This is a genomic window from Cerasicoccus sp. TK19100 (assembly GCF_027257155.1).
Classification (GTDB): domain Bacteria; phylum Verrucomicrobiota; class Verrucomicrobiia; order Opitutales; family Cerasicoccaceae; genus Cerasicoccus; species Cerasicoccus fimbriatus.
Genome location: NZ_JAPWDU010000008.1, coordinates 123,010 through 149,835, shown reverse-complemented (window position 1 = coordinate 149,835; position 26,826 = coordinate 123,010). Strand labels below are relative to the sequence as shown.

Sequence of the window (26,826 nt, the reverse complement as noted above, 5' to 3'; positions counted from 1 at the left end):
TCAGCCCGCGCTTTCCGTTATTTGAGGGGCGCGGCGGAGGGCGGCTTCGAGCTCCTGAGGCTTGAGGGGCTTGTTGAGAAAGTCATTCATGCCAGCATTGTAGGCGGCCTCGCGGTCCTCTTTCATCGCGGCGGCGGATAGGCCGATGATCCACGGCGTTTCTGTGTCGCCGGACATTTGGCGGATGCCACGGGTGGCGGCGAGGCCATCCAACTCGGGCATCTGAACATCCATCAGCACGAGGTCGTAGGTATCCCGGGCAAACATGTCGATCGCCTCTTGGCCGTTTTCGGCGTGGTCGACGACGCAGCCCAGACGGTTGAGGACGAATTGCACAACCTTGCGGTTAATGGGGTTGTCCTCGGCCAGGAGAATGCGGCCCTCGTAGTTTACGCGGCCCAGTTCTGGATTCTGCTTGCTGGTGAGCTTACTTGCGTCGGTGACTTCGGCGTTGACCGTGAAATGGAAGATCGTGCCCAACAGGCGTGAGCTTTCGCACCAGATTTGGCCGCCCATTAGCTCAACCAGACGCCGGCTGATGGCCAGGCCGAGGCCGGTGCCGCCGTGGCGACGGGTGATCGAGGTATCCGCCTGGACAAAGGGCTCGAAGAGCGACTCGGCCTGCTCTTTGCTGAAGCCGATGCCGGTGTCGGCCACGGAGAAATGCAACTGCACGGTACCGTCACCGATCTCGTTGGCTGAAACCTTGATGGTCACGCGACCGCGGTCGGTAAACTTGATAGCGTTGCTGATCAGGTTGACAATTACCTGGCGGATGCGCATTTCGTCGCCCAATACGGCGGGGGGGACGCGATTGTCGATGCGGTGAACCAGCTCCAGCTTTTTCTCCGCGGCGTGCGTGGTGTAAAGTGACAGGGCGCTGGTGACTACGGTGGCGATATTGATCGGGCGCAGGTCTAGCACGAGGCGACCTGCCTCGACCTTGGAGTAGTCCAAGATGTCGTCAATGATCGTCATTAGCGAGCCACTGCTGGACTCGATGATGTCGACGTAATCCTTTTGGTTGTCATCCAGGTTGGACTCCCTGAGGGCCTGGAGCATACCGATCACGCCGTTCATCGGGGTGCGGATTTCGTGGCTCATCATGGCCAGGAAGGCGCTCTTGGCGCGGTTGGCTTCCTCGGCCGTATCCCGCGCGGCAATGGCGTCTTCTTCGGCGCGCTTTTGCTCAGTGATATCCCAACTGCTGCCAATGATGCGCGCGGGCTGGTTGTCTTCATTTAGCATGACGAGGGCGTTGCCGGTGATGTGCCGGATGTCTCCCTCGGGCCAGCGGATACGGAAGTTGAGCCGGTAATTGCCACCGCGCTCGATGGCGGTCTCGAGCGTGGCTTGAAAATTCGGGTTGTCTTCGGGCAGCATCACGCGGGACCAGGCGTCCATCTTACCGGTAAATCGGTCGTAGGGCAGTCGGTAGATCTCAAACATGATGCTGTCCCACTCCAGGGTATTAGTCGCGAAGTCGAACTCCCAAATGCCAATGCGGGCGGAGTTGGTGGCCAACTGAAAGCGCTGGTAGAGCTTGGAAAGCTCGTCTTCGGCCTGTTTGCGTTGGGTGATGTCCATCGCCGCGCCGCGAAAGCCGACCATCTGGCCGTTGCGGTCATGCATGGGCACGCCGCTGATGCTGAGCCAAACGGTGCTGCCGTCCTTGCAGATGTTGGGCACCTCAAAGCCGGTAAAGGTTTCCTCCCGCCGGAAGTGGCCGAGCATGCGCGTGCTCAGTTGATCTTTGAATGAGGGCACGCAAATCTCAGACGGGTGCCGGCCGATGAACTCTCCCGGCGAGTAGCCGAGAACGTCTTTGACGCGGTCTGAGGCGTAGGTGAAATAGCCATTCACATCGTGCTCCCAAATAAACTCCCCGGCCGCATTGCTGATGTCGCGGAAGCGACGCTCGCTCTCTTCGATTCGCTCGCGGTCGAGCCGTCGGGTGGTGATGTCGTTCGAGATCGCAATGAAGTTTACCAGCTTGCCATTGACGTCGTGAATCGGCGTCGCTTCGACCTCGACCCAGAAGGGGACGCCCGATTTTCGGTAGTTTAAAATTTCGACATGGAAGCCCTGACCGGATCGCACGCAGTCGCGCATCTGCTTGGCAATGTTTTTATCCGAGGCGGAGCCTTGCAGAATGGAGCCTGGGGATTTGCCCAGGACTTCTTCCATGTAGTAGCCGGTCATTCTCTCAAAGGCTTTGTTGACCCAGGTCAGCAAGCCTTTGGCGTCGGTCATCACGACGCCCGTCGTCGTCTTGCTTGCGATCAGAGACAGGCGTTTAAAGGCCTCTTCCTGTTTTTTGCGCTCGGTGATGTCGGTATGGGTGCCAAGCATACGGGTGGGGGCACCGTCTTGATTAAAGATCGCCATGCCGCGTGAAAGTACCCAGCGCCAGTCTCCGTCCTTGGTCCGCATGCGAAACTCGGTGGAGTAGTGTTTGGTGCGGCCCTCCAGGTAGTCCGAAATAGCTGTAGTTGCGGGGTCGAGGTCCTGCGGGTGGATTAGCTGTGCCCAGGTATCGTAGCCATCCGGCAGATCATCCGTTTCATAGCCGAGCATATTCTTCCAGCGGTCACTGTAATGGACGTTGTTCGTTGTCAGGTCCCAGTCCCAAACACCGTCTTGGCTGCCCTCCAATGCGAGTTGCCAGCGCTCTTCTTTTTCCTTGATGACGCGCTCGGCCTCGGCGAGTTCTGCGATGTCTTGCGCGATGCCAAATCGCCGCGCCTGGCCGTTGGCCATGATGCCGATGTGTGCGCTGATGCGGAGGTATAGGCTGCCGCCTTGATGGGGGTCGATTCGGATGCGTGCGGTGCGGGTTTCACCCTCGCTGAGTGGGCCTGCTAACAGGTCATGGGCGGCAGATTTATGCTCCGGGGCGACACGCTCCAGGATGGCATCAATCGTCGGCGTGTAGTCGGGATCAATGTTGAAGAGTTTGCGCAGTTCGGGCGAGAGGGAGATGGTTTCCGTTTCCGGGTTGATCTCCCAACTGCCCATGCTGACGAGTAGTTGGGCGTTGGAGTAGAGGTTCACCCGCTGTTGGAGACGCTCGGCTTTCTGTTGGCTGGCGCGCAAGGCTTCCCGCAAACGATGGATTTCCTCGTTTACGTTGTCAGGAAGAGCAGCCCCGGGGGAGGCAGACGATGACCGTTCGTCCATAGGGGATGCTACTCAAAATAATTTACCGGGAAATGGCCATCACCAATTCAACAATCTTGTAACGAATCTGCGTGGCAGTTTTTTGTTTATCCAACGCCCCAATCCTGCCTAGTCTGCTGAGATATGGCTACCGTGTTGGAACAAATCAAGCAGGCAGGCGCAGATGGAAAGCTGCTGGCCTCTTCCGTGGAAAATCTTGAAGCCTTCGTCTCTGGCGGCTTCTTGCCTGAGTGGGCGTCGGCGTCGATCGAGGAACTCGTTGCCGCTGGCGAATGGGAAGAACTGAACGACCGCTTCTACCAGCAGATGAAGTTTGGCACCGGCGGCATGCGCGGGCGCACCATCGGCCGCGTATCCGCGAAGTCCGAGACCGGCACGCCCGGCCACCAGGACAGCCCGGAGCACGCCGCAGTCGGCACCAATGTGCTGAACGACTTCAATGTCGCCCGCGCAGTGATTGGCCTCTACCGCTACTGCGCCGAATACCTGAAGGAAGAAGAAATCTACGACGTGCCGAAGCTCGTCATCGCGCACGACGTGCGTTATTTCTCGCGCCATTTCTGCGAGCTCGCCGCGAGCACCTGGACCAAGCTCGGCGGCTTGGCGATGATTTTTGACGGCCCGCGTTCGACGCCGGCGCTGTCATTTGCCGTGCGCGACCTCGGCGCGACCGCTGGCGTGGTCATCACCGCCAGCCACAATCCGTCGCACGACAACGGCTTCAAGGCTTACTTCAACGACGGCGCGCAAGTCGTCTCCCCGCATGCCGAAGGCATCATCGACGAAGTGCGGGCTGTGGAGTGGAGCGAGCTGCCGGAGTTTCTCGATGTGGACATCAGCAAGGTTGTCACTCTGCCCGAGACGGCCGACGAGAGCTACCTCGACGTGCTCGAAGACAACGTCCTCGATCCCGACATTTTGGAAGAAATCCACCCGAAGGCCGTCTTCACGCCGATCCACGGCACCGGCGGCGTGGCCTCCGTGCCGTTGCTCAAGGAGTTTGGCATTGAAGTGATCGACGTGCCCGAGCAGTGGGTGATGGACTCGCGTTTCCCGTCCGTTAAGTCGCCGAATCCGGAAAACTCCGAGGCGCTGTCGATGGCCGTCGCCAAGGCCAAGGAAGTCGGCGCTGACCTCGTGCTCGCCACCGACCCGGACTGCGACCGCATGGCCCTGGCCGCGCCCGATAAGCATGGCGAGTGGACGCTTTTCACCGGCAACATGACCGGCTCCATGCTCGCCGAATACCGTGTGAAGACCCTCCAGGAAATCGGCATCTTGCCAGTCGAGGGCACTCAGCACGCTGCGCTGATCAAGACCTTCGTCACCACGCCTTTGCAGGAAAAGATCGCCAAGGCCAACGGCCTGAAGTGCATCAACACCCTGACCGGCTTTAAGTGGATCGGCGAAAAGCTCGGCATCTACCAGAGCGAGCTCGAGGAAAAGATGTTTGAGGAAGAGGGCATCGCGCTCGATTACGACCAGACAGACCTGTCTACCCGCGCCCAGCTACTCCTGGAATACAGCACCTTCTACGTGTTCGGCGGTGAGGAGTCTTACGGCTACCTGGCCAGCGACCGCGTCCGCGATAAGGATGCCAATGCCGCCTGCCTCATGATTTGCGAACTCGCCGCCTACCTGAAGAAGCTCGGCAAGACCTTCCAGGAATACCTCGACGAAATTCACCTGAAGTATGGCTACCACCTAGAGTCGCTGATCAACATCTACTTCGAAGGCGCGTCCGGCGCATCGGCGATTCAGAACATCATCACCAGCTTCCGCAACGATCCCCCGAAGGAAATCGGCGGCATCGGCGTCAAGGAGATGATCGACTTCGGCAAGGACGACTTGAAGGACGCCGACGGCAAGAAGATCCCGAAGGAGAACTTCTACTTCTTCACGCTCGAAAACGGCTACAAGTTCGCCGCTCGCGGCTCAGGCACCGAGCCTAAGATCAAGTTCTACTGCTTCGGCAAGGAAGACGTCGCCTCAGCGGAAGACTTGCCCAAGGTGCAGGAAGAAACCAAGGCCAAGCTCAAGGCCATGGAAGCCGCCATCGACGCCGAGGCCCGCAAGCGCGCCGAAGGCTAAATACGAATCAACCATTTCGAAAGAGTCGGCCCCGGGCCGGCTCTTTTTTTTGCCAGCTATACCGATCCTGTGCACGGACTGAATATTGCATAAGCGCTTGACCATCGCCGCCTTCAGGTAATGATTGTCTATGCTATGCGTATGCCACTGATCATCTCTTCCTGCCTGATTGTAGGCGCTGTATTCATTTCCGCCTGTGGCAATGAGCCGGAGCGCGATATCGAGGCAACCCCGGTTGGCTCTGTACTGACGGGTAAAACCACCACGACCGAGGACTATCTCGAAAAGGTCGAAGAGGGCAACAAAGCCCGCCAGCGTGAGCAATCCTACGAGTCGCCCTTCAACCGCGAAGAGCCCGGCCGCGCCGCCCTCAACGACGACCGCTACTAGGCAGCATCCCGTGACTCGACTGAGCTTGCCGAAGTCTGCACCGTCGGCGTATGCGGTTGGCTTCAGCCATCCGCAGGCAGGCATGGCATTTCCGTGTCAGGCTCTATCTTTACGGTCCTGTCGGTGACCCATTTACTCTAACTCAAAGCACCGCCAGCACGCTGCCGGGTGCACCGTTGGGCAGGGTGAAATCGCCACCCGCGCTCAGGCCAAGCAGCCGATGAGCCAGAGGGGAGTCCGCCGTAATGACGGTGACTTCCGTGCCGTCGAGCGTCAGCGTTTCGCCACCACCGCTGGGGGCGAAGAAAAACCATTCGGTCGCGCGACCCAGCTTGCACTGGACGAGGGCACCGCGCTGGACGGAGCTGCATGGGCGGGCCAGATCGCTGCGTTGGCCTTGCAGGATGCTCAGCGCTTCGGCGAGTTGTTTAGCTTGGCCTGCCTGGCCGGCGGCGAGGTAGGAGGCTTCAAGACCCTGGGTGTCCCATTTGCTCTCGGCGCGGGATTCCTCGTCGGTGGCGTAGGCTGCGGCATCGCGCGAGGCGTGGTCGGCGGCGACGAGCTCGGTGCGCAGTTTTTCGATCAACGCGTCGATGACCTGAGATTTTTCCAACATGGCGATCGTTTAAAATTTCGTTGCAATCTTGCCAAGCCAAAGCCGCTCGGTTGAAATAACTCCATGGAGATCTACACGCCACAACCTGTTACTAATCACGTCGCCCAATTGGGGGAAGGCCCTTTTTGGCATGACGGCATGCTGCACTATGTCGACATCGACAACAAAAAGCTGCGTCGCATTGAAGGCGATGAGTCTGTCCTCATTCACGAATTTCCCACGCCGATTGGCGTTGCTGCGCCCGCGCGCAACGGCGGCTTTATCTGCGGCCTGGAGAACGGCATTCATCATTTATCGGAAGACGGCGAACTGAGCCTGATCGTTGACCCCGAGGCCGGCAGCGACGCCAACCGCTTTAACGACGGCAAATGCGACCCGGTCGGCCGTTTCGTGGCGGGCACGATTTCCTACGCGCGCGATCCTGTCGGTGCCTCGCTTTACTCGCTCTCGGCCAGCGGCGACCATTGCGAAAAAATCTTGGGCGAGGTCTGTAACTCCAACGGTCTGGCTTGGACGCGTGATGGCCATACGCTTTATTATATCAACACGCCCTCGCGTCAGATTTGGAAGTTTGATTACGATCTGAACACCGGCCACTTGAGCAACAAACAGGTCGTGATCGAGATCCCGCCCGAGGACGGCAAACCCGACGGCATGTGCATCGACCAGGATGACAATCTGTGGATTGGGCACTGGGCCGGGTGGCAAATTGCCCACTACGATCCGCGCACCGGCGAGAAAATTGGCAAAGTCCAAATGCCCGCCGCGAATTGCACCAGCTGCTGCTTCGGGGGCAAGGATTACGACAAGCTCTACATCACCACCTCGATCAATGGGCTGTCCGACGAGGACCGCGCCGATCAGCCTCACGCGGGCAAGGTGTTTGTGGCCGACGTCAAAGCCAAGGGCTTTCCCACCAAGGCCTGGGGCTAGTCTCGGTCTCTTTATGTTGGAAGGTGGCGGCCGATGTCCTCATCGGCCAGAGGCGAGACAGATAAGTCAGCGTTGCGACAATAGCTTTAATTCGAGAATACGGCGTCGCGCGGATCGATTTTATCTATTCGTTGCATGCTCTGGCCGATAGGGATATCGGCCGCCACCCAAGGACCGTTTTGCTTTTTAGCGCAACGATTCTGTGGCGCGGCAATTAACGGTTTACGTCACCGGGCCAGCGGCTAACCTGTCAGCATGTCAGAGAAAAAGCACCTGCTTGTCACGAACGACGACGGCATCGACTCCTATTTTTTGCGCGTGCTCGTGGACGCACTCGTTAAGGATTTTCGCGTAACGGTCGCCGCGCCGATGGGCGAGAAAAGCTGGATCGGTCGGGCGATGAGCCGGCAGGGGCAGGTGCACCTCGCTGAGTATGAGAATTTTCCGTGCCGCGCATTTGCGCTCGATGGCACGCCGAGTGACTGCGTGAACATCGCCATGGGCCACTTGCTGGCCGATGACCGACCGGACGGCGTTTGCTCCGGTATCAACCTGGGCTTTAACTGCATGGCACCGTTGATTTTCTCTTCGGGCACGGTTGCGGGCGCTCTGGAAGGCGCGGCCTGGGGGCTGCCCGCATTGGCGTTTTCTCATCAGGTACCGGACTCCGCCTACGAGAAACTTCGGCAAAACCATGGCATGGCCGAGGGCGAGCTAGTCACCAGCCTGGAAGCCGCTGGTGACTGGGCCCGTGACTTCGCATCGCAAAGGTTAAAGGAGGGGCAGGACGGCCTCGTCGTCCACAATTACAATTTCCCCTCCCAGACAACCGCTGCGGCCAACATCGAGGAGACCGCGCTGTCGCCGTTTGGCATTAAGTGCCTCTTTAAGAAGAGCGGCCCGGCGTCTTTCGATTTCCAATATGCCGACGGCGAGCCGCCGACCGACGGCCCCTACGACTGGGCCTGCCTCCTGCGCGGTAACATCAGCTACACCCGCCTGAATTTCGGGAACGTGTCGGGCGTGTAGGGGGCTCGTTGCAGCAGTTTAAAGGTGGCGGCCGATATCCCTATCGGCCAGAGGATTGGCAAATTGGGCTGTGATTGAGTTACAGCTTCAATTCGTGGGTATGGCTTCACGCGTACAGATTCAATCTATCGGTTTCAGGCTTTGGCCGATAGGGATATCGACCGCCACCTCTGAAAAATCAGATTGATTGGGGCACAGGCGGGACGCCTATGCTACGAGCGGTGGGTGCCTCAATATACGAAGGCTGCCTGCGAGGCGTTGCCGAAATTGGAGGGAGTAATTACGGTGCGCTTGCCGGTTTCGCTGTCGAGGATCACCAGCTTGGTCGCTCCGCCGCGGGCTTCCTCAGTGTAGATGAGGTGGCGACCGTCGTTGAGCCAGACTGGTTCCATGGCATTGCCGGAGACACTGGTTAATGCCTTGGCGGCACCTTGGCCAAACTCATACAATGCAATTTCGTAGCCGCCGCCCATGTTGGCGGTGAAAGCGATCTTGGATGCGTCAACCGGATTCCAGTTGGCCTCGGCGCAATAGCCACTGATGTTGGTTGGCAGGCGCGAGGGGACGCCGCCTTGGCTAGGGATTTCGTAAAGCTGTGGCCCGCCCGCCATGTCACTGGTCACGATGAGGCGGCGGCCATCCGGGGACCAAGTGGGGTCGGCTTCCACGTAGCGATTGGTGGTGAGGCGCCGCGGTTTGCGCGATTGATTGATGTCCTGGATGAAAAGCTCGGAGTTGCCGGGGGAGGAGAGGATCAGTGCGACGTTTTGGCCGTCTGGGCTCACGGCACCGCCGGCGTTGGTGCCCTTGTATTTGGCAAAGACCGTGCGGCGACCGCTGGCGACGTCCTGCTTGTAAACATCAGAAAAACGATGCATGTAGCTGCGGTAGAAGAGGGTGCGTCCATCCGGCGTGAGGTAGGGGCGCTGGGCGTTGGCCTTGTCACTGGTGACTGGTTTGGCGGTGCGGAAAAAGACGTCGCCCATCCAGATTTCTTTGCCGCCAGTGCGATCGGCGACAAAGGCAATGGTGCCGGCGAAATAACCTGGTGCATTCGTCAGGGCTTTGACGGCCATATCGCAAGCACGGAGCGTGGCATTGTTCGCGCTGTCGCCGGTGGCGGTGTCTTGGAAGAGCACTTGTGCCGGGTTGCCAGAGACGACTTTCACGTTGCACTGGTTGCCTCCGACCGGGGTCAGTTTGATTACCGCGCTCGCGCTGCTGGGTTTGACCAAGCGGAAGGCACCATGGCTGTTGAAGGCAATTTTTGCCAGGGCTTCCGTGGAGCTGTCACTGCTGTCCACGGCGATCGGGGTGACCTTTTTATCGGTCGTTTTCTCGATGACATACCCCTGAGCGTGGGCGTTAAACTGAATGGCGAAAAGTAGCCCGATCACCGGGCACAAAAGTCGAAACAAGCGCATGGTCTAAAGACAATCATGACGTGGAAACGGTTCAACCGGATTTTCAAAAAATATGCCTCATGTCCTGAGCAGCTGAGGAGACTAAAGGAAAAAGGAAAAAGATTAAAGTGGTCAGGCACCTCTCATCTGGTGTTAGTATAGTCGTTTAGGTAGATTCGTTTGCTTTGGTAAAACGGACATGTCGATTTTACTTAACCTCACCCGCTGTCTAGTTAGCGTCTAAAAAACTTTTCCCTCACTCACATGGATACCACCCAAATTGAAGAAGCCTTGAAGGGCGTAAAATACCCCGGTTTCAGCCGGGATATCGTCTCCTTCGGGTTGGTTAAAAACATCGAATTTGCCAATGGTACGGCCAAGGTCGGCCTGGCGCTGACGACTGCCGATCCACGCGTGCCGACGCAGGTCAAGAGCGACGTGGAAAATACCTTGTCGCGTCTGGATGGCGTGACAGAGGTCGAGGTGAGCGTGGCCGTAAGCAAGCCGAACACACCGCCCCCAGCCGCAGGTGGCAAGCAAGTGACCGGTCCGGCCCAGCAAGCGCTCCCGGGCGTGAAGCACATTATCGCTGTGGCCAGTGGCAAGGGGGGTGTTGGCAAGAGCACATTTTCGGTCAATCTGGCCTGCGCGCTGGACAAGGTCCTCACGGAGAATGGCCGCAAGCGCCGAGTCGGCCTGATGGACTGCGACATTTACGGCCCGTCGGCACCGCTGATGATGGGCGTGAGCCAGCAGCCGGAAATTCGCGGCGAGATGCTGATTCCGGTGGAGAATTTTAACGTCCGCGTGATGTCGATGGGCCTCCTGATCGACGAGGAAACGCCGGTCGTTTGGCGCGGCCCCATGATTATGAAGACCATCCAGCAGTTCGCGGCCAACGTCGAATGGGGCGAGCTGGATTTTCTGGTGGTCGACTTGCCACCCGGCACGGGTGACGCCCAGCTCTCCCTGGTGCAGACTCTGCCGCTGCGCGGAGCCATCGTGGTGACCACCCCGCAGGCTGCCGCGGTGAACGTTGCCCGCCGTGGAGCCATGATGTTTGGCAAGGTGAACGTGCCTATTATCGGTGTGGCTGAGAATATGAGCTACCTCGAGGCGGCGGACGGCTCCCGCCAGTATATTTTCGGCCAGGGGGGTGGCAAACGGACTGCCGAGGCCCTGGAGACCGTATTTCTGGGGGAGGTCCCTCTGGAGCCTTTACTCCGGGAGGGGTCCGATCAGGGAATCCCAATCGTGGTGAGTGACCCGCAAGTCGTTGCCAGCAAGGTGTTTTTGGAGATCGCTGAACGGCTCAGACGTGAGTTTCCTGTTTGAGTTCCATGAATTATTTTGGCGTAAATCGAAACTAAGGTGCTTTACAAGTTTTAGTGATGTCTTTTTAATCCGATTAACCTAACTGAAACAACGCCCGTATGTGACACGGCGTGGATGCCCAATTCCACAACGTCTCCAGCATGAAAGCTCCAGAACGAAAAATCATCCCCGGCGGGGAAGATTTGGTGCAGCGCTCAAGCCTTTACCAAGAATTTTTGGCTGAGCGGGAAGAAATTTTGCGCCACAAGTGGATCGAGTCCGAAAAGCTCGGTTACGATATCGGCTTCGAACGTGCTTTGCTAGATTGGATTCGCAACCATCGTGACAAGTGGCGATCTGCGCGTCGTGATGCCCCGGATGAGCCGATTCGCTTCCCGGGGGCGAACAAAATGATCGCTCGAAAGCGCTCAAACACCCGCCCACCAAGCATTCGACGCAAAAAATAAGCCAGCCTCCGAGGAGACTGGCTTGTTGCTAAAGGCTATGGCCGCGATTAGTTCTTGATTTCGCGGTGCACCGTGTGGCGGCGAAGATGCGGATTGTACTTCTTCTTTTCGACGCGCTCGGTTTGGAGCTTCTTATTGCGCGTAGTCATGTAACGCGACACAGGCTTGTTTTCCTTGCGCGCTTCGGTGCATTCTAAAATTACGGTATCTCGTGCCATGGTTGGTTGGGTCTAAAGTTGGAAAAGCCGGTCAAAATGGACGGCTAATCCGCCCTTGGCAACTCTTAAATTTACCCGCCAATTTGCTTAGAACGGGACGTCTTCTTCCTCTTCGGATTCGGCGTTGTTGTCGTAGTAGTCCAGGGGCGGCTCATCGCTGCCTCCCTTACTGCCAGAGCCCGCAACGATTTTCCATGCGTTTAGGTTCACGTAGTAGTTGCCCTTCCACTCACGGCCACGCACATCGAAGCTGACGGTCACTTCGTCACCCTCGGAAACGCCATCGAGTAGCGAGGTTTTGTCCTTCACGGTCTCGAACTTGATGTCTTGCGGGTATTTTTCCTCTGCAGTGGTCACGACGAATTCGCGCTTGTTGAAGCCACTGCCGAAGGTTTGCTCTTCCATCACGAGCTTCACTTTTCCTGTTAATTCATACATGGAGGTCTTTCTAAGAGGATCCTGCTGCGGAGCGCAAAACTATTTCCGGCAACAGGCAAAATTCGCCGCGTAGTCGCCAAGATTGCCTTGCCCGGGGGTGGCACTTCGGCAGCATTACCCCATGGTTCGCTGGATTCACATTTGCGCCTGGCTGCTGATTGCTTTCGCCGTGCCGGGCGTGATTTATTCGCTGGTGGTGCTGGATTGGATCAGTCTGGTGGTTAATGCCGTGCTGATTGTGATCGGGGTCGGCGATTTACTCAGTTTGAAACGGGTGCGTGCCAATGATATTGCCGGGTGGAAGCGAATCATGGTCACGCAGTTTCTCCTCGGCCTGGTGATTGGCGTATCGTTTTTTTATGCCGGTCGCTACATGGTGAAGCCTGAGCATTGGGAGCTCGCGCGCGAGTGGATGGAGCTGGTGATGGGCGATGTCCCGGATTATTTATGGGCGGATGCAGTGGCGCGCTCGCAAATGGTGCTGAAGTGGGGTACTGCGATTGGCGGTGTGGCGATCTTTTTAGGGCAGTTGCAGGTGTGCTGGAAAATCAGCCACCTGACCAAGCCAATTCAGCCGCCGCCAATTCCGGTAGAAACTTCGTCTGAAAAGCGTTGACAGTTTTGTCAGAGCACTGTGTTTTTCATCCTTTCTTTGGCGATGGAGAGGTGGCTGAGTGGCCGAAAGCACATCTTTGCTAAAGATGCGAAGCGGAAACGCTTCCGCGGGTTCGAATCCCGCCCTCTCCGCCACTACATCAACGACTTACGGAATTCCTACCAAATTCCTATCAAAACGGGCTCGCGTTCGCGCGGCACACGGCAAGAGTCGGAAAGCGTTGGCAAACAAAGACCAGAGTCCACTTAAGGGGTGGGAATATTGGTCAGACATATTCTAATTTCTTCGAGTCTGCTTTTGATTGTATCTGAAATTGCTGGATCAAGATGTAAGGCATCGATCGAGATCGCCTTGAATTCTTGATTCAGGAATTGTTCTTCGTCTGCTTCTTGTTGAGCGCTACATTTTTCAATTTTAACATCATCAAGTTTCTCGAATTCAATTTTTTCGTTGTTCCTTCTGACGCGCCATTTGTCAAATGCTAGGTATTGATTGAAATTATCAATAAAGCTATCCAGATCTTCTATCCGGCCAATAAAATTTATTGGGTCAAACAATTTTCTGATGCATTTGTCGAGTTCGGGAGTGCCATTCAGTTTTTGCAGCTTATTATCGGTGTATATGCCTATCGAAGTGTGAAACAAAAAAAGTTCACCTCGCGCCATCTCCCCTAATGACGCGAGGTGCTGTTTTCCTGGCCTGGTGCTCTTATTGTGAGATTAGCCAGGGAAGATTTTAAATATATTGCAGCGTATATGCTGTCTCTTAATCACCGAGTTTGCTGGGCCGCTGGCTCCGGCAATGCGCCCAGTCAGTTGTATCTATGGTGATTTCTGCTCAATCAACGGTGAGCTTCCTGCTGCTATATCTGAGTTGGAGATCAGGGGTGGGGCGTTTTCTACTCAAACGACCCCGATGGGTGCCCCGGATTTTTTGGGACATGAACAAGGAGTCATTGGAATTAAGGGTAGTTGGATGATTGGAAGTTTGCGCGGCCTATTTATGGTAAAGCTTTTCGCCAAGGCTCATGGTCGACGAGTTCTTCTGCGCCTTGGTTCTCGATGTAGTCGTAATAACGCTTGGATATGCCCTGATGGTAGACTGGATGGCTGCCCATGTTGCAAGTTGGGCCGGTTTCGATGACGCGGTAATTCTCGAAGCCGATACTTGATAGCGCTTCTTCATCTAGTAACTGCGACCAAGACATCCCAGTGTGAGGTGAGAGCAACTCACCTGAGAGAGTTACAGAATCCGCATAGTCAACCAGGATTGCGCCATATTCCTGCAGTGCACGTGCAACCACTCGCGCGGCCGCTGAAAGACTGAATTGGTCCAAGTCCAGATCTGGGTTGAGTTGCAGTGTGCATCCTTGCGGGAGGCCTGATGGGTGCCAACCGTCGGTCCAGCAAACCGGTGGCGAGACGTGTCTTTGTAGCGCTGGCACTTGGCACGCAAAGGCGAGCTTGTGGGCGATGTGCCCACGTGTGATTTCCTCTTGGAGAATCAGGCCTGCGAGTAGCGGAACTCCACTTGCTCGACAGGGACCGTAAAAGTGAACGCTCTCGTCGTTCTCAATGCCTTCCAAGTCATTTTGTGTGAAGACTCCGGATCCGCCTAGCTCGTAAGCAATTGCTGAATTGGTGTGCCAGCTGCCGTCTGCTTCCCGGCGGCATTGCCATAGGTCGTAGACGCGACCATTGTCGGTGTCGACTATCGACATGTGTGCGTCTTGCTGGGCATCTGGAGCGGCATGATCTGGAATCGGGATCTCGATGTCCCGCACGGAATGATGGAGGCCAAGTGGGTGGGTGCCGTTGAGTTTTCGCTCACTGGCTTTGACGTGTCCTTGCGAGAGATGGCATCGCAGCAGCTTGGGCTTTAGTTTGTGGCGCGGCGTGGTGTTGTCTGCTTTAAAGACGGGGATGGTCCAATTCTCCAGGTTGATGTGCATTCCCATGCCCGGTCGGACTTCGCTGAGCAATTTAACCCAGTGGTTGCTGAAGTTGTCTGCTTTCGCGTTTGCTGGTATGGGTTGGTTCCAGTAGCTGTCTGTTGAAAAAACTGGTAACGGTAATTCGGGATGTGTGTCCATTGGATTGCGGGTAGGCATCAGGATGTAATGTTTTCAAAAAGAACAAATCGTGTCAATGCTTGAAGAATGCTCATGGTTTTTCTTGTCTTTGGTAAGCCTACGTGGCGACCGAAGATCGGTGTATTTGTAGATATGTTCTTAAAAATAACAAATAGGTTGACTGATTAAACGGCATGCGATTCTAAAGGGGGATGCGACTTCGCTGGCCTATTGAAACATTTTCGATTCTATCTTCAGTCTATGCTGTGGACAGTTGATTGCCAGCTACTCGGTTTGTGAAAAATACTTGATTTTGAATGATATCATGGCTGACAGCGTGAATACGGAAGTGTCCGAAGTTGGATTGGTCTTTAAGACGCATTTGGATATCGGTTTTACCGATTTCTCCAGGTCTGTTTTGAGGCGCTACATGGAGGATTTTATTCCGTCCTCGCTGTCCCTGGCAGAGAAGACTCGCGGGACTTCGCATCGGTTTGTTTGGACGACCGGTTCCTGGCTGGCTTACCACTATTTGGAGCATGCGAATGCGCAAGGTCGCCAGCGGATGGAGGAGGCCATTGCAGCAGGTGATTTTTACTGGCATGCCTTACCGTTCACTCCGCATTGCGAGCTGATGCCGGCATCGTTGTGTCGGCTCGGATTGAAGTTTTCTGAGGCTTTGGATCGTCGCTTTGGGCGTGTGACTCGGGGGGCGAAAATGACAGATGTACCCGGGCATACTATCGGTATCGTTCCCTTGTTGGCCGAGGCTGGTATTCGCTTTTTGCACTTGGGGGTGAACCCCGCTTCAGCATTGCCGCAAGTGCCTTCTACTTTCCTTTGGCGTAAGGATGGAGCAGAGGTTGTGGTTTCTTACGAAGAAAATTACGGTGGCGTTTCATTTTATCCCGGTGGGAAGGCGCTTTCAGTTAATCTGACTGGAGATAATTTAGGGCCACAGAATCCGAAAGAGATTGAGTTGGTTTATGCACGATTAGGGGAACGTTTCCCGAATGCCGTGATCACGCCGGGAGGGCTGGATGTCATCGAGCCAGCGATTTGGGAGGGCCGGGACCAATATCCGGTTGTGGAGTCAGAGATCGGCGACACTTGGATACATGGCGTGGGAACTGACCCGATGAAGGTTGCGCAATTCCACACGCTTTGCCGATTGAGGGAGGATTGGATTGCTAATGGCAAACTCGAAGAGGCGGGCGACGTCGATTTATCATTTGGTGAGCAACTCCTTCTAATTGCAGAGCATACTTGGGGGATGGACTTAAAGACGCACTTGCGCGATTGGCGTCGTTACGGGCCGTTGGCATTTTCCCGAGCTCGCACTGAAGCGAACTTTTTAAAATTGGAAAAGTCTTGGGACGAGCAGCGAGGGTATATTAACGCTGCGCTGACTAAGCTGCCTGAATCGTTAAAGGTGACGGCACTTGAATCATTTGAGCAGTTGAAGCCCAGTGTTGGTCGCAGTCGTGGCTGGGTTGAGGGTGATCCGGCGTCTTCGTTCAAACTTGATCAGTTTGAATTAAAGCTAGATGAGACGACCGGTGGTATCGTTAGTTTAAGGCATCCCCGTGTTGAGTATTCGCTGGCTTCGCCCACGAAACAGCTGGGAGTTTTTCGGCACCAGACATTCTCGAAGGCTGATTATGATCGCTATTATGATCAGTATATTCGCGGCAAGGCAGACTGGAATTGGAGAGACTTTGCAAAGCCGGGGCTAACCGCGGTTGCTAAGTCGGCGGTGCATGTTGCTAGGTTGGCGAATCTGGAGCTGAATGAGGACGGATGCCGTGCTCGTCTGCGACTGCAGTTGCCTGATGCATCCTTAAAAAGCCTGGGTGCCGGCGTTGTCTGGGTTGAACTGAAGGCCGATGGCGCTGAGCTTTTCATTCGTCTTGAGTGGCAGGAAAAGCAGGCTAGTCGGATGCCCGAGGCCTATTGGTACGACTTTGAGCCCGTTCTGCTGGACGGTGATTCGTGGAGGTTCAATAAACTGGGTTCGTGGATTGATCCGGCGGATGTAGTCCCGTGTGGAAATCGCAATCTTCATGCGGTTGAGCGTGATGTCCGTGCGGGGCGTGTTTTGCTTTCGGCATACGATGCGACTTTGATAGCCCCGGGTGGTGCCAGCTTGTTGGATTTTAGTCAGAGGATACCGAGTAATGCTGGTGTCATTTCGTATAATCTCTACAACAATAAATGGGGCACGAATTTTCCCATGTGGTATGAAGATGACGCCGTTTTTCGGTTTAAAATGACCCTCTGTTAATGGGTGTTCTGACGGAAAGTTGGAAGCCGCTTGGAATCGTTTTCCAGTAGGCACGGCTTGCTGCGGGCATTATTCGGCTGGCGCAGATATCAACGCGAGTTAGATGTGAACCTCGTTGGAGGACCGTTCGGTGAGGTACAAAAAAGCGACGCAGATGCGTCGCTTTGTAAAAGTGCAAGCTTGGTTTGCTCAGTCGAGGATCACGCTCACCTTCTGGATCCATGGGCTTGGGCCATTGGATTCACCGGTGCGCTTAAGGGTGATTCCGCTCCACTTGGTATCCGAGTATACGGAAAGTTCGACGTCTACGAAACTGTTGGCTGGGGTGTCTGCTGGAATTGTCAGTTCTCCCAAGGGCTCATGCTTGCCATTACTATCCAGGTAGACCGAGTAGGTTGTGGTTTCCTCACCGCTATTGTAGAGGCGGAACTTAATGATTGAAGTGCCCGCTGGCGTTGGAATGCCCATCCAGTAGGTGACGTAGCCCCAGCGTGGCATGCTAGCTGTGACGCGCGCGCATGTGTTGCCGTCAAAGGATTCGGTTTCCATCTTTTCTGCGGTCACTGCATTGTTGCTGCCACTGTAAGCTTGGGATCCCGAAGCTGATTGGTGCACGTTCGCAGTGGCGATGCTCAAGCTTGCTAGCAAGGAGATTACGGTAAGAACTACGTTTTTCATATGAATTAGGGTGGTTGTTTATGTTAAATCCAAGTATTTGTTTCTAAAAAGATCAAATTGCAAGATGGAAATGGCGCATTTACCGCAGCGCCGAGCTGTATATGGTCAGTTAGGCTCGATTTTTGCCTATTATATGTTCTATATTGGGTAAAATGGACAGTGATTTAGGGGGTTATGCTTCATAAATGTATTTTTACAAAACATATGTGTTGACGCGGCAACAATTTTGGAGGACTATCAGTTGATGATCCATTCTGTTTTCTTTGGGATTATAAATCGTTACCCCGAGCTTCATCCCCGTGTGTTTGCTCTGAGCATTTTGGCGCTTCTCGTCAGTTCACTGGCTGGTCATGCAGCATCCAATGTGGACACGAACGGTAGCGCTACCGGTGCCGGTGCGGCGATACCAAGCCACAGCGTGGCGAAGTCTTCGCAGACACCTGAGGATGCTCAGGAGCACGATTCCAACGAGATTGAGCCGTTGACGATAGAAGATGGGCATTTTGTCAATCCACAGGGAGAGGTTGTTCGTTTCTGGGGCCTCAATCTCGTTGCGTTGTTTCCCACCCATAAGCAGGCGAACACAATCGCCGACGAGTTGGCGGAGCGGGAGATAAACTTGGTACGGCCGCACCATGTTTTGCGAAGGAGCAAGGATTGGATTTATGGCATGGAGGCAGGTGCTCTGCTGACCTACGATGATACTTCGCGCAAGTTTGATTCGGAAGCGTTGGACCGTTTTGACTACCTGAATGCTAAGCTTCGTGAGAAGGGGATATATTTGGCATTTTCCACTCACTTCACGCGCTACTTTCTTCCGGGGGATGTTTCTATTCGGGAAACCGATGCTGCAGATGAGGCCGAGTGGTCAGCTGCCATGCAGGAATTGAATGACTGGCATTGGAAGAAGGCAATGGACAGCCGAAAGGCGCTTCCCGTAATCGATGAGCGAAGCGCACTGCTCTCGATTGAGTTTATCCAGAATTTGCTCCGCCATAAGAATCCATACACGGGTCTTACCTATGCGGAAGATCCTCAGGTTTTGACCATGGAAGTGCTGAACGAGTCTTCGCTCGAGTATGCCATTATCTGCGGCAACCGTTTTCCAGAATACTTCCAGAACAAGATGATTCAAAAATGGGAGGCTTTTTGCGCGGATGAGGGCTATGAGCCAGAGGACATTTATAAGGTGAAAGGCAATCTCAAGGATGTCCGTGCACGATTCTTGCGCAGTCTGGACGAGGAGTATTTTCTTAGAATGAAAGCAGCAATCGCTGAGGCAGGCTCGAGTGTTCCGGTTACCTACTCGAATCTTTGGCGTGGTGATAATGTTGGTGAAATGCATTTTGAGCACGCCGACTGGATTGAGAATCATAGCTATGCAGATCCTAGAATTGCGAAACGCCTGGAAGACGGAATTTATAAAGTATCGCGTAACGCACAGTATGGGAAACCCTTCTTTATCGGTGAACTGAATCAGGCTGAGGGAAGCGACAATATCCAACAACAGAAGCCTTACCGTACGATGCTCCTCGTTGGGATGGTATCCTATGGCTTGTTGCATGATTGGGATGGCCTGGTCTGGTTTGCATGGAATCATGGTGACCGCAACATGGGGCCGGATGGCTTGTCGAAAAATCCAGACCGCGACGCCCATTTGGGTGAGATGATGAGTGACATGATGATGCAGGACCATTTGCGCTCGCTAGGGTATGTTTTTCGCAACGGCTTGATCCGCCCCAGCGAGGACCCGGTGGTCGTGTGGATTGATGATCCGCTTACTGCCGGTGATTACCAGGGGTTGATGCATGGCAAAAACCAGGTGAAGGAGGGATGGCAGAACATTCATGCTATCCGAAAAGCCTATGGTCCAGAGCCGGAAACGCAGGCGATGTCGCCTTGGTTCCATGAGAATCCCAAGAACCCATTGGTCTCGGACACTGGTGAGATCGTTAAGGATATGCGAAGGATGCAGTTGAGCGTGTCGGCTCAGCAGACCGAGATATTTTCAGGCTATATCGATTCGGCTGATCCAGAAGGCTTGAGATGCTTACAGTTGGGAGGCGAAGGACGCTTCATGACAGTTGTCGTCGTGGCTCTGGATGGAAAGCCCTTGGGGGAGAGCCAGCATCTGTTGATGAGCCGCACGATGCTGGATGCCAATCATAGCGAGCTGGCAGATGTGGTTACGCTTCGAGATATGAAGCAGCCCGCTGATCATACCACATGGCAAATGCAAGTCACTCGATGGGTCGGAGATCCCGAACCTACGGAAGTGAAGGTCGTTCAGAATGCTGATGGGAGTCTGACTCTGCCAGCGGTGAATTGGGCTGAGTGTGAGTTACGTTTACAATAAAGGCTTATGAATATTTAATGGCTTACGGTCGATCAATCGAGCCAGTGTAATACCCCAAAGTCATGCCCCACATAAAACAGAAAAGACAGAAGACTGAAGGATTCGCGTTAATTGTGGCCATTAGTCTGATGGCTTTTATCCTGATGTTGATTCTAAGCCTGACCACCTTAGTTCGGATTGAATTAAACAGCGGGGTTCATGCCAAGGAGCAATTGCAGGCGCAGCAAAATGCTCTGCTGGGTCTGCACATGGCGTTGGGGAATCTACAAAAATACGCAGGTGATGACCAGCGTGTGAGCGCGGCGGCGGCTATCGATGATCAGGTCCCGCTGGAAAATGGGAACTGGACGGTTGTTTATGATTCGCGTTCGCCAAATGCTGCAGACTCACCGGTCTTCCTGGTCTCGGGGTTCCCGGGGCAAGTGGATGCAGCGCGTAAATACCAAACACCGGTTGATGGGGATGGCCGCAGCACAAGCAAAACAGATGTTCTGTTGGTCGGTTCGGGGAGTGTCGATGTCAGCAAAGATATCGACAATAATGGTAAGCCTGACGACGTAGTCGTGGTTCCCAAGGTGCTCATTGATGACGCCGAAGATAGGACTGTAGGACGCTATGCCTGGTGGGTTGGCGATGAGGGGATCAAGGCGCGCATTAATTTACCTGAACCGGAAGCTCCTTCAACAGATACACCTGCCAAGTGGCAGGCTATGGCGGCGGGACAGGTTGCTGATTTGCGAATGATCGACGGCATGCAAGATATTCCGGTAAATGACTCTCGTCTTCCTTTTGTGTCTGAATTGTCTGACCTTGCCTTGCTCGACAGTAACGTTGCGAATGTCAGCCCAGGCTATTTTCACTCTCTGACTGGCTATTCGTCAGGTTTGTTTACTAATGTACGGGATGGTGGATTTAAGAAAGATCTCAGTTTAGCATTTGAGATGGATGATGCTGAATTCAATTCATCCGCGTTCTTTGCCGGGCAGGAGAACATTCCGTATGCGGATCATCAGGCGGCGTATGTTTTCTCGGTAGAGGGTGACGATTATGTCGTCCATGGGCCCACATGGCATCTCCTTCGTAACTACTACCGGCAATACAAGGATTTAAATTTTTCAAGCTTGGGGCTTCCTTCGATCGGGTCTCGTGGCTATCTGCCACTGCCGACGAACTATTCATCGGACAAGTCCACTTCGAGTTTATTGAACTTGGGCTATAGTTATACCGAAGATCCATTGGGCAAGGACACGGAAGAGGCTGTTATTGGCACTCCATTGCTTCGTGCGACCGATGCGGCGCTATCGCCAATAGTAACCAATGTTCAATACCTTTACAGTATCCGTGTGCGGCCGGTAGATTCCGCTTTGGATGTCCTGCCGGCAGGGTCTGATCACACGCATGCGGTCGATGTTATTTGGGATCCGGTTGTGACGCTGTGGAATCCCTACAACGTATCCTTAGAGTTTCTTGGTATTAAGGTGAGAATGGCGACAGGGAAGTATACCTATCCGTTGCAGTTCGCATTTCATACAAAGGATCCCGTTGAGATTCGAGGTCTCGGAACCGGAACTGATTTTGACAAAGTGCGCCTTGAGCACTTGACCGACAGTTCCGTGAGCAACTGGTTCACCGGGCAAGGGCAGAGCTTCATTATTGGCAACGGGGGTGATGTCGACACGCTGGCTCCCGGAGAGTTGCGTGTCTATTCCCTTGGGAACTCCAGCCCTGTGATGTATTCCGAAATCGATTATGGAAATACTGGCTCGGACAGTGGGAATGAGCACGGTATCGAGGCCTTAGAGGGTTGGAATTATCAAGGTGGTGTCGCCATTCCGACGGGGATCACCGGAAAAATGGATCAAGAATTTAGCCTAAGGATTATGGACCTCTACTGGATGAGTGTCAGCGGCTACTTGATAACCGATTGGGATAAGCGCTGGAACTCGTCCAAAAGTGATTCATCGCAGCCAAGGTTATGGAGTTACAAGTTTTATGATAAGTTGGTTCCGTCGAGTTGGGAGCCTCAGGATTGGGTTGATGCGCCAATTGGCGGCGGAAAATTTCTTTTTGCGGACATCGGAACGAAGCGCCCCTTTGCGAGATTCGATTGCTACCTTATGCCGAACTCGGATGTCGATGCGTTGGCGATGCCAGGCCATGTTAATCCGCGTGGGCAAACGAGTGCCTTTCCTTTTCCGAAGAGACGCGTTCACACTGGCAATGCATCCGGGTGGAAACGTGAGTTGGAGCCGCTGTCTGCATTGCCAGGCGCGGTTGCGATTGGGCCGGATAATCATGGTTACTGGGGGCCAGATAATGCAAGTGGTGAATCGTTCGTGACTTTGTATGAAGTGCCTACGGCTCCCTTGTCTTCCATCGGCCAGCTAATGCATGCTAATGTGGGATTGCGTGGAGGCGATGCGATGCATCCGGTTGGCAATTCATTTGCATCGCCGATGATCGCTCGAGATAGTCTGATGGGCGCGGTTGAGCATGACCGTGGCGATAATGGGACTTTCTATGATGTTTATTATCCGGATTATAGCTATTTGCTAAACCGTGAGCTTTGGGATGGCTATTTTTTCTCAACGCTTTGCGACCAGGAGGTAGATGTGTTTGATGAGGAGAAGTCGCTGGAGGAGCAACTCCCGGGGCTGCTATCGGGGACAGAAACTTTGTTGAATCCCCAGGTGCGTCTCCATACGAACGATGGGGAAGGGCTTAATCAGATACAGGCGCGCCTCCTGGATAATGATGGGAAGCTGCGGGCTGATGCCTACGATTGGTCTGCGGCTAATTTAATGAATGATGGCGCTTTTAATGTGAACTCAACGTCGGTGGATGCCTGGGCGGTTGTGCTGGGGGGGCTCCGGGATTCTGTGATCCATTATTTAGATGGGCCTGAAGTTACATTGTCCACTGATGATGAAGCAGGTGCGCCTTTTGGAAAGTTTACTTTGCCCAATGGATCGAGCCTCGACGCATGGCGGGGATTTTCGCGTTTGTCCGATGCCCAGATCCGTGCATTGGCTGGCAATATTGTTGAGCAGGTGAAAGCGCGTGGCCCATTCTTGTCGCTTGGGGATTTTGTGAATCGCTCGCTGGCAACAGATGAAACCGGGCTGGCGGGGCCGTTGCAGGCTGCGATTTGGGCTACTGAGTTGGATGCCGAAGATCCAGTGAATACCCATCCTGATTTCTCGGTTGAGTCAGGAATCAATACCCGGCTGGATTATCTGGATTGGACCAATCTAGAAACGAGTGATGGTAATATGCAGAAGTTGGCCAACGGTATGCCGGGCTACTTGACGCAAGGAGATTTGCTGTTGGCTCTGGGGAGTATGTTGACGGTGAGGTCTGACACTTTTCGGATCCGGGCATATGGAGAATCTCTCGACATTTCAATGAATACCCTAGCTGAGGCTTGGCTGGAGGTCATCGTTCAGCGCGTTCCCGGGGCAGTGGAACCGAGCGGGTCGGATCCGACTCAATTGGACTACTTTAAACCACAACGGCCGGGCGATGGATATGGTCGCAGGTATAAAATCATTTCATTACGATGGCTCAGCTCAGACGAAGTCTAACCGTTTTTCTATTCGGTATATTTATTGGTTGTGGTTGCCTCAAGGCTGCTGCTGAAAATGCGAACGAGAACATACAAATAAAATTTCGTACGCTTGGTTATCAAAGCAGTCCCCAGGGATTGTTCTATAATTCAGTTGGCGAACCGGTTGAGATCACTGTGCCGCAGTCTTTTTGGTCAAAAGAATATGCCTATCTTGGGCCGTCGACTTTGACTTTCTACCGGCCTGCGGAAGTCGCAGGCGCAGAACCGGAGATCATCGATTCGGTAGAGCTTAGTGGTGATGTTAAGGAGTGGCTGTTGCTCTTTACCCAGCAGCCGTCTACTGGTGAAATTCGAATCTATGCGATGGATGTTTCATTGGAGGGCTTTCCATACGGAAGTTCGTGGTATTTTAACCTAACCGACCGCACTCTCGGCGTAGTATATGGAGAACGCAAATTTCGCCTAGATCCGAAAACCAGTGAGAAGGTTTCACCGGATATTGAACCGAATCAGAACGTTCAGCTACAGATCCTCGCTATCCGTAACGAGAAGTTGCAAGACATCTATAATAGCCAGTGGCCGCAAGAATCCAACGTGCGCTATTTGATCTTCATTGTCGAAAGCCTGCGGCGTCGAGAGCGGGTTGAGATATTCTCGGTGGCAGATTATCAGCCTGCAGTCGATGAGTAGATTGAGATGCGCACATTGTATTAGTCTTTAGATGGGACAGACATGCCTTGGGCGCGAATATGCGCACGGTGTTTTTCCTGTTAACAATGTGTGTCTGCGTTTGGGGAATAAGTAAGTGAATTCATCGATTAAAAATTACTATGTTTAAAGTTGAGTCATTCGAAACAAGGGCTGCACGCTTGCGCTCTAAGCATGAGAATTTGCTGAAACGCCGTAACTCGGTGGATGAGCGTTGGGACAATGGAGTGTATCTTCGCTTCCTGAATCCGGTGGTCACCGCAGATCACGCTCCACTGGAATGGCGTTATGATTTCGATCAGTCGCGCAATCCTTTTCTTTTGGAGCGTCAGGGGGTGAACGCCGCATTCAATGCGGGCGCGATTTTGTGTAATGGCAAAATTGTGTTGGCTGTTCGGATGGAGGGGAATGACAGAAAATCTTTCTTTGCTTTAGCGGAATCCGAAACGGGAATTGATGGCTTCGTATTCCGTCAGAAGCCTCTCGTCATACCGAGCGCCGAAAGATTGGACACCAATGTCTATGATATGCGTTTGGTGAAGCATGAAGATGGCTGGGTTTATGGGCTGTTTTGCACTGAGCGAAAGGACCCCAATGCTCCAGAAGGGGATACGTCCATGGCGGAAGCGCAATGCGGTATCGTTCGGACTAAAGACTTGGAACATTGGGAGCGATTGCCAGATCTGGTCACGCCTTCTCCTCAACAACGGAATGTCGTGCTACACCCTGAGTTTATTGATGGGCGATACATGCTCTACACACGTCCACAGGATGGCTTTATTGATGCAGGATCTGGTGGTGGCATTGGCTATGGTTTTTGCGACTCCATGTGCGCTGCAGTCATACACGATGAGCGTGTGATGGAGAGACGCGTTTATCATACTGTTAAGGAAGTCAAGAATGGGCAAGGGCCTGCGCCAATCAAAACATCAAAGGGCTGGCTGCACCTTGCGCACGGCGTCCGAAATACGGCGACTGGCTTACGTTATGTGCTCTATATTTTTATGACCGACCTGGTCGAGCCATGGAAGGTGATTCATTCTCCCGCAGGGCACTTCATCGCAGCTTGGGAAGACGAACGTGTAGGCGATTTGTGTAATATAACATTTGCAAACGGATGGGTGAAGCAGGCTGATGACTCCGTTCTAATTTATTATGCTTCCGGTGATACGCGAACGCATGTGGCCTACAGCACTATTGATCGGCTCGTAGACTACTGTGTTAACACGCCAGAAGACCCTTTTTATTCGGCTGAATGTGTGGCGCAGCGTATTTCGTTAATTGACGCCCAGCCAGGATCGTAAGGCTTTTTTATAGTCGCTGAGGGAATACATATTCCAGAGTCGGATCCGCTGCTATTCAATAGAAGATACTCTTCAGCTTAGTTGAATTAATGGACTTTCGGGCCACGGGATTTACCGCTGGGTATTGTGGCGGGCGCTATCGTACTGTGTGGTTTTCTTGCCGTCAATGAAGGCAGATGCGGCGGCTATGGTGCATGTGCATCGCGCGCGTCGTGAAGATTCATTAAGTGCCCTCTGTTACTGGCTTGTGAGCGCTGCATTCAAGTGTTCGATGGGCGCTGGTGGTTCGACGCTTCGAGGGCTCACGTTGCGTGCACTGTTGTATTGAACGCAAAAGCGGGTGGACGCTTTCGCATCCACCCGCTTTACAAAGTTCACCACCAGTATGTTAAAGGCTTTACTGGGAAAGGCTACTTGCGACGTTTGAGAAGCATTACCATGCCCAGTCCCAAAGCGCCGACAGCCAATGCATACGTGCTGGGCTCAGGGATCGCTGTGATTTGCATGGCGTTCAAATAGAAGAAACTGCTGCTAGAGTCGCTCGCAACTTTTATGTCGATCGTAATCTTGCCAGTGGCATCGGGTGAGATGGCGCTGGCAGTCGCAATGTTTGCGGTTGAAAAGGGCGTGCCTGCGGCATTGGTAACGATAGTGACTGAATCGCCGGTGAGTGTATACTCAGTGGTTCTGTTGGTAGTCGTATCGCGTGCAGCTACAAGATCAAAAGTGTATTTGGTATTTGGGTCGAGGCCAGTGATTTCGATAGCTGCGTTCGGATCCGCTGAGTCGCCGTAGAAGTAGCTGCTGAGGGACTGGGAAGTGAAGTTGCCATAGGCCGCAAAAGACTGTCCGCCGATGTCTTTAAAAGAATCTGTAATGGACAGGCTGAAGCCAGTATCAAGGCCTGTGGTGTAGTCAATGAGTGCAACATCGCTAGTGGCTGTTGTGAAATTGGTGATGTTATTCCACTCGGCGCCGGGTGCACTGGGAGAGGTGCTGTTAGTGCTGCTAAAGTTTACCATTACGACCTGAGCTAATGCGCTGCAATTAAGGCCGACTACAGCAATGCAAGTAGTGATGAGAGTTTTCATGGGTATTTACTTGGTGTGAGGAGTTTAGGGTTAGATTTTTCGAGAATTGAAACGAAGGTCGCCGATGAAAT

General features: G+C 53.8%; 21 protein-coding genes and 1 tRNA gene. 13 read left to right on the top strand and 9 right to left on the bottom strand.

Features of this window, described 5'->3' with window-relative positions:
* Complete coding sequence (locus tag O3S85_RS19200; protein ID WP_269542657.1) at positions 1–3,180, bottom strand: PAS domain S-box protein; 3,180 nt, start codon at positions 3,178–3,180, stop codon at positions 1–3.
* A gap of 123 nt (positions 3,181–3,303) precedes the next feature.
* Here O3S85_RS19200 and O3S85_RS19195 point away from each other — a divergent pair, with 123 nt between their 5' ends.
* Positions 3,304–5,271: a phospho-sugar mutase gene (locus tag O3S85_RS19195; protein ID WP_269542655.1), complete on the top strand. Its 1,968-nt coding sequence runs from the start codon at positions 3,304–3,306 to the stop codon at positions 5,269–5,271.
* Between the two features lie 141 nt (positions 5,272–5,412).
* A complete protein-coding gene (locus tag O3S85_RS19190; protein ID WP_269542652.1) occupies positions 5,413–5,661 on the top strand; it encodes a hypothetical protein in 249 nt (82 codons plus the stop codon).
* A 142-nt stretch (positions 5,662–5,803) separates the two neighbouring features.
* Here O3S85_RS19190 and O3S85_RS19185 read toward each other — a convergent pair whose 3' ends face one another.
* Positions 5,804–6,277, bottom strand: coding sequence for a hypothetical protein (locus tag O3S85_RS19185; protein WP_269542649.1), 474 nt, complete (start codon positions 6,275–6,277; stop codon positions 5,804–5,806).
* Positions 6,278–6,340: 63 nt separating this feature from the next.
* Here O3S85_RS19185 and O3S85_RS19180 point away from each other — a divergent pair, with 63 nt between their 5' ends.
* Positions 6,341–7,210 carry an SMP-30/gluconolactonase/LRE family protein gene (locus tag O3S85_RS19180; RefSeq protein WP_269542647.1) on the top strand — a complete coding sequence of 290 codons (870 nt, stop codon included), beginning with the start codon at positions 6,341–6,343 and terminating at the stop codon, positions 7,208–7,210.
* 255 nt (positions 7,211–7,465) lie between these two features.
* Positions 7,466–8,239, top strand: a complete 774-nt coding sequence (gene surE / locus O3S85_RS19175) for a 5'/3'-nucleotidase SurE (RefSeq protein WP_269542644.1) — start codon at positions 7,466–7,468, stop codon at positions 8,237–8,239.
* Between the two features lie 230 nt (positions 8,240–8,469).
* Here the strand turns inward: surE and O3S85_RS19170 are convergent, their stop codons facing one another.
* The gene (locus O3S85_RS19170; protein WP_269542642.1) at positions 8,470–9,663 is read right to left on the bottom strand and encodes a hypothetical protein; all 1,194 of its coding nucleotides are present in this window, start codon (positions 9,661–9,663) and stop codon (positions 8,470–8,472) included.
* A gap of 243 nt (positions 9,664–9,906) precedes the next feature.
* Between O3S85_RS19170 and O3S85_RS19165 the strand changes: the two genes are divergently transcribed.
* Both O3S85_RS19165 and O3S85_RS19160 read left to right on the top strand, forming a co-directional pair.
* On the top strand, positions 9,907–10,977 hold the full coding sequence (locus O3S85_RS19165) for an Mrp/NBP35 family ATP-binding protein (RefSeq protein WP_269542639.1): 1,071 nt from the start codon (positions 9,907–9,909) through the stop codon (positions 10,975–10,977).
* Between the two features lie 140 nt (positions 10,978–11,117).
* Complete coding sequence (locus O3S85_RS19160) at positions 11,118–11,423, top strand: hypothetical protein (RefSeq protein ID WP_269542637.1); 306 nt, start codon at positions 11,118–11,120, stop codon at positions 11,421–11,423.
* 47 nt (positions 11,424–11,470) lie between these two features.
* Here O3S85_RS19160 and rpmG read toward each other — a convergent pair whose 3' ends face one another.
* Both rpmG and O3S85_RS19150 read right to left on the bottom strand, forming a co-directional pair.
* Positions 11,471–11,641, bottom strand: coding sequence for a 50S ribosomal protein L33 (gene rpmG / locus O3S85_RS19155; RefSeq protein WP_269542635.1), 171 nt, complete (start codon positions 11,639–11,641; stop codon positions 11,471–11,473).
* Positions 11,642–11,728: 87 nt separating this feature from the next.
* The gene (locus O3S85_RS19150) at positions 11,729–12,079 is read right to left on the bottom strand and encodes a DUF3127 domain-containing protein (protein WP_269542632.1); all 351 of its coding nucleotides are present in this window, start codon (positions 12,077–12,079) and stop codon (positions 11,729–11,731) included.
* Between the two features lie 169 nt (positions 12,080–12,248).
* Between O3S85_RS19150 and O3S85_RS19145 the strand changes: the two genes are divergently transcribed.
* Both O3S85_RS19145 and O3S85_RS19140 read left to right on the top strand, forming a co-directional pair.
* Positions 12,249–12,695: a hypothetical protein gene (locus tag O3S85_RS19145; protein WP_269542629.1), complete on the top strand. Its 447-nt coding sequence runs from the start codon at positions 12,249–12,251 to the stop codon at positions 12,693–12,695.
* 44 nt (positions 12,696–12,739) lie between these two features.
* Positions 12,740–12,829 (top strand) — tRNA-Ser (locus tag O3S85_RS19140).
* A 111-nt stretch (positions 12,830–12,940) separates the two neighbouring features.
* On the opposite strand, the gene O3S85_RS19135 is transcribed toward O3S85_RS19140, so the two are convergent.
* Together O3S85_RS19135 and O3S85_RS19130 are read right to left on the bottom strand one after the other, a co-directional pair.
* Positions 12,941–13,360 (bottom strand): hypothetical protein, encoded by a 420-nt coding sequence (locus tag O3S85_RS19135; RefSeq protein WP_269542627.1) that lies wholly within the window; start codon positions 13,358–13,360, stop codon positions 12,941–12,943.
* Between the two features lie 335 nt (positions 13,361–13,695).
* Complete coding sequence (locus O3S85_RS19130; protein WP_269542625.1) at positions 13,696–14,787, bottom strand: hypothetical protein; 1,092 nt, start codon at positions 14,785–14,787, stop codon at positions 13,696–13,698.
* A 253-nt stretch (positions 14,788–15,040) separates the two neighbouring features.
* On the opposite strand from O3S85_RS19130, the gene O3S85_RS19125 reads away from it, so the two are divergent.
* Positions 15,041–17,050, top strand: coding sequence for a DUF5054 domain-containing protein (locus tag O3S85_RS19125; RefSeq protein ID WP_269542622.1), 2,010 nt, complete (start codon positions 15,041–15,043; stop codon positions 17,048–17,050).
* 189 nt (positions 17,051–17,239) lie between these two features.
* Here the strand turns inward: O3S85_RS19125 and O3S85_RS19120 are convergent, their stop codons facing one another.
* The gene (locus O3S85_RS19120; protein ID WP_269542619.1) at positions 17,240–17,728 is read right to left on the bottom strand and encodes a hypothetical protein; all 489 of its coding nucleotides are present in this window, start codon (positions 17,726–17,728) and stop codon (positions 17,240–17,242) included.
* 244 nt (positions 17,729–17,972) lie between these two features.
* Here O3S85_RS19120 and O3S85_RS19115 point away from each other — a divergent pair, with 244 nt between their 5' ends.
* The 4 genes from O3S85_RS19115 to O3S85_RS19100 all read left to right on the top strand — a co-directional run bounded on the left by O3S85_RS19115 (position 17,973) and on the right by O3S85_RS19100 (position 25,664).
* Positions 17,973–20,084 (top strand): hypothetical protein, encoded by a 2,112-nt coding sequence (locus O3S85_RS19115; protein WP_269542616.1) that lies wholly within the window; start codon positions 17,973–17,975, stop codon positions 20,082–20,084.
* A gap of 62 nt (positions 20,085–20,146) precedes the next feature.
* On the top strand, positions 20,147–23,668 hold the full coding sequence (locus tag O3S85_RS19110; RefSeq protein ID WP_269542613.1) for a hypothetical protein: 3,522 nt from the start codon (positions 20,147–20,149) through the stop codon (positions 23,666–23,668).
* The gene (locus O3S85_RS19105; protein WP_269542610.1) at positions 23,644–24,342 is read left to right on the top strand and encodes a hypothetical protein; all 699 of its coding nucleotides are present in this window, start codon (positions 23,644–23,646) and stop codon (positions 24,340–24,342) included. The genes O3S85_RS19110 and O3S85_RS19105 overlap by 25 nt, the downstream gene beginning before the upstream one ends.
* Positions 24,343–24,482: 140 nt before the next feature.
* Positions 24,483–25,664: a glycoside hydrolase family 130 protein gene (locus tag O3S85_RS19100; protein ID WP_269542606.1), complete on the top strand. Its 1,182-nt coding sequence runs from the start codon at positions 24,483–24,485 to the stop codon at positions 25,662–25,664.
* Positions 25,665–26,074: 410 nt separating this feature from the next.
* Here the strand turns inward: O3S85_RS19100 and O3S85_RS19095 are convergent, their stop codons facing one another.
* Positions 26,075–26,755 carry a PEP-CTERM sorting domain-containing protein gene (locus O3S85_RS19095; RefSeq protein WP_269542603.1) on the bottom strand — a complete coding sequence of 227 codons (681 nt, stop codon included), beginning with the start codon at positions 26,753–26,755 and terminating at the stop codon, positions 26,075–26,077.
* Positions 26,756–26,826: the final 71 nt, after the last annotated feature.

Coding starts and splice junctions, on each gene's coding strand:
- O3S85_RS19120 (WP_269542619.1), bottom strand. CDS start 17,728: ATGAAAAACGTAGTTCTTACCGTAATCTCCTTGCTAGCAAGCTTGAGC.
- O3S85_RS19135 (WP_269542627.1), bottom strand. CDS start 13,360: ATGGCGCGAGGTGAACTTTTTTTGTTTCACACTTCGATAGGCATATAC.
- O3S85_RS19180 (WP_269542647.1), top strand. CDS start 6,341: ATGGAGATCTACACGCCACAACCTGTTACTAATCACGTCGCCCAATTG.
- O3S85_RS19105 (WP_269542610.1), top strand. CDS start 23,644: ATGGCTCAGCTCAGACGAAGTCTAACCGTTTTTCTATTCGGTATATTT.
- O3S85_RS19095 (WP_269542603.1), bottom strand. CDS start 26,755: ATGAAAACTCTCATCACTACTTGCATTGCTGTAGTCGGCCTTAATTGC.
- O3S85_RS19130 (WP_269542625.1), bottom strand. CDS start 14,787: ATGGACACACATCCCGAATTACCGTTACCAGTTTTTTCAACAGACAGC.
- O3S85_RS19185 (WP_269542649.1), bottom strand. CDS start 6,277: ATGTTGGAAAAATCTCAGGTCATCGACGCGTTGATCGAAAAACTGCGC.
- rpmG (WP_269542635.1), bottom strand. CDS start 11,641: ATGGCACGAGATACCGTAATTTTAGAATGCACCGAAGCGCGCAAGGAA.
- O3S85_RS19150 (WP_269542632.1), bottom strand. CDS start 12,079: ATGTATGAATTAACAGGAAAAGTGAAGCTCGTGATGGAAGAGCAAACC.
- O3S85_RS19170 (WP_269542642.1), bottom strand. CDS start 9,663: ATGCGCTTGTTTCGACTTTTGTGCCCGGTGATCGGGCTACTTTTCGCC.
- O3S85_RS19165 (WP_269542639.1), top strand. CDS start 9,907: ATGGATACCACCCAAATTGAAGAAGCCTTGAAGGGCGTAAAATACCCC.
- O3S85_RS19160 (WP_269542637.1), top strand. CDS start 11,118: ATGAAAGCTCCAGAACGAAAAATCATCCCCGGCGGGGAAGATTTGGTG.
- O3S85_RS19115 (WP_269542616.1), top strand. CDS start 17,973: ATGATCCATTCTGTTTTCTTTGGGATTATAAATCGTTACCCCGAGCTT.
- O3S85_RS19190 (WP_269542652.1), top strand. CDS start 5,413: ATGCCACTGATCATCTCTTCCTGCCTGATTGTAGGCGCTGTATTCATT.
- surE (WP_269542644.1), top strand. CDS start 7,466: ATGTCAGAGAAAAAGCACCTGCTTGTCACGAACGACGACGGCATCGAC.
- O3S85_RS19110 (WP_269542613.1), top strand. CDS start 20,147: ATGCCCCACATAAAACAGAAAAGACAGAAGACTGAAGGATTCGCGTTA.
- O3S85_RS19100 (WP_269542606.1), top strand. CDS start 24,483: ATGTTTAAAGTTGAGTCATTCGAAACAAGGGCTGCACGCTTGCGCTCT.
- O3S85_RS19200 (WP_269542657.1), bottom strand. CDS start 3,180: ATGGACGAACGGTCATCGTCTGCCTCCCCCGGGGCTGCTCTTCCTGAC.
- O3S85_RS19195 (WP_269542655.1), top strand. CDS start 3,304: ATGGCTACCGTGTTGGAACAAATCAAGCAGGCAGGCGCAGATGGAAAG.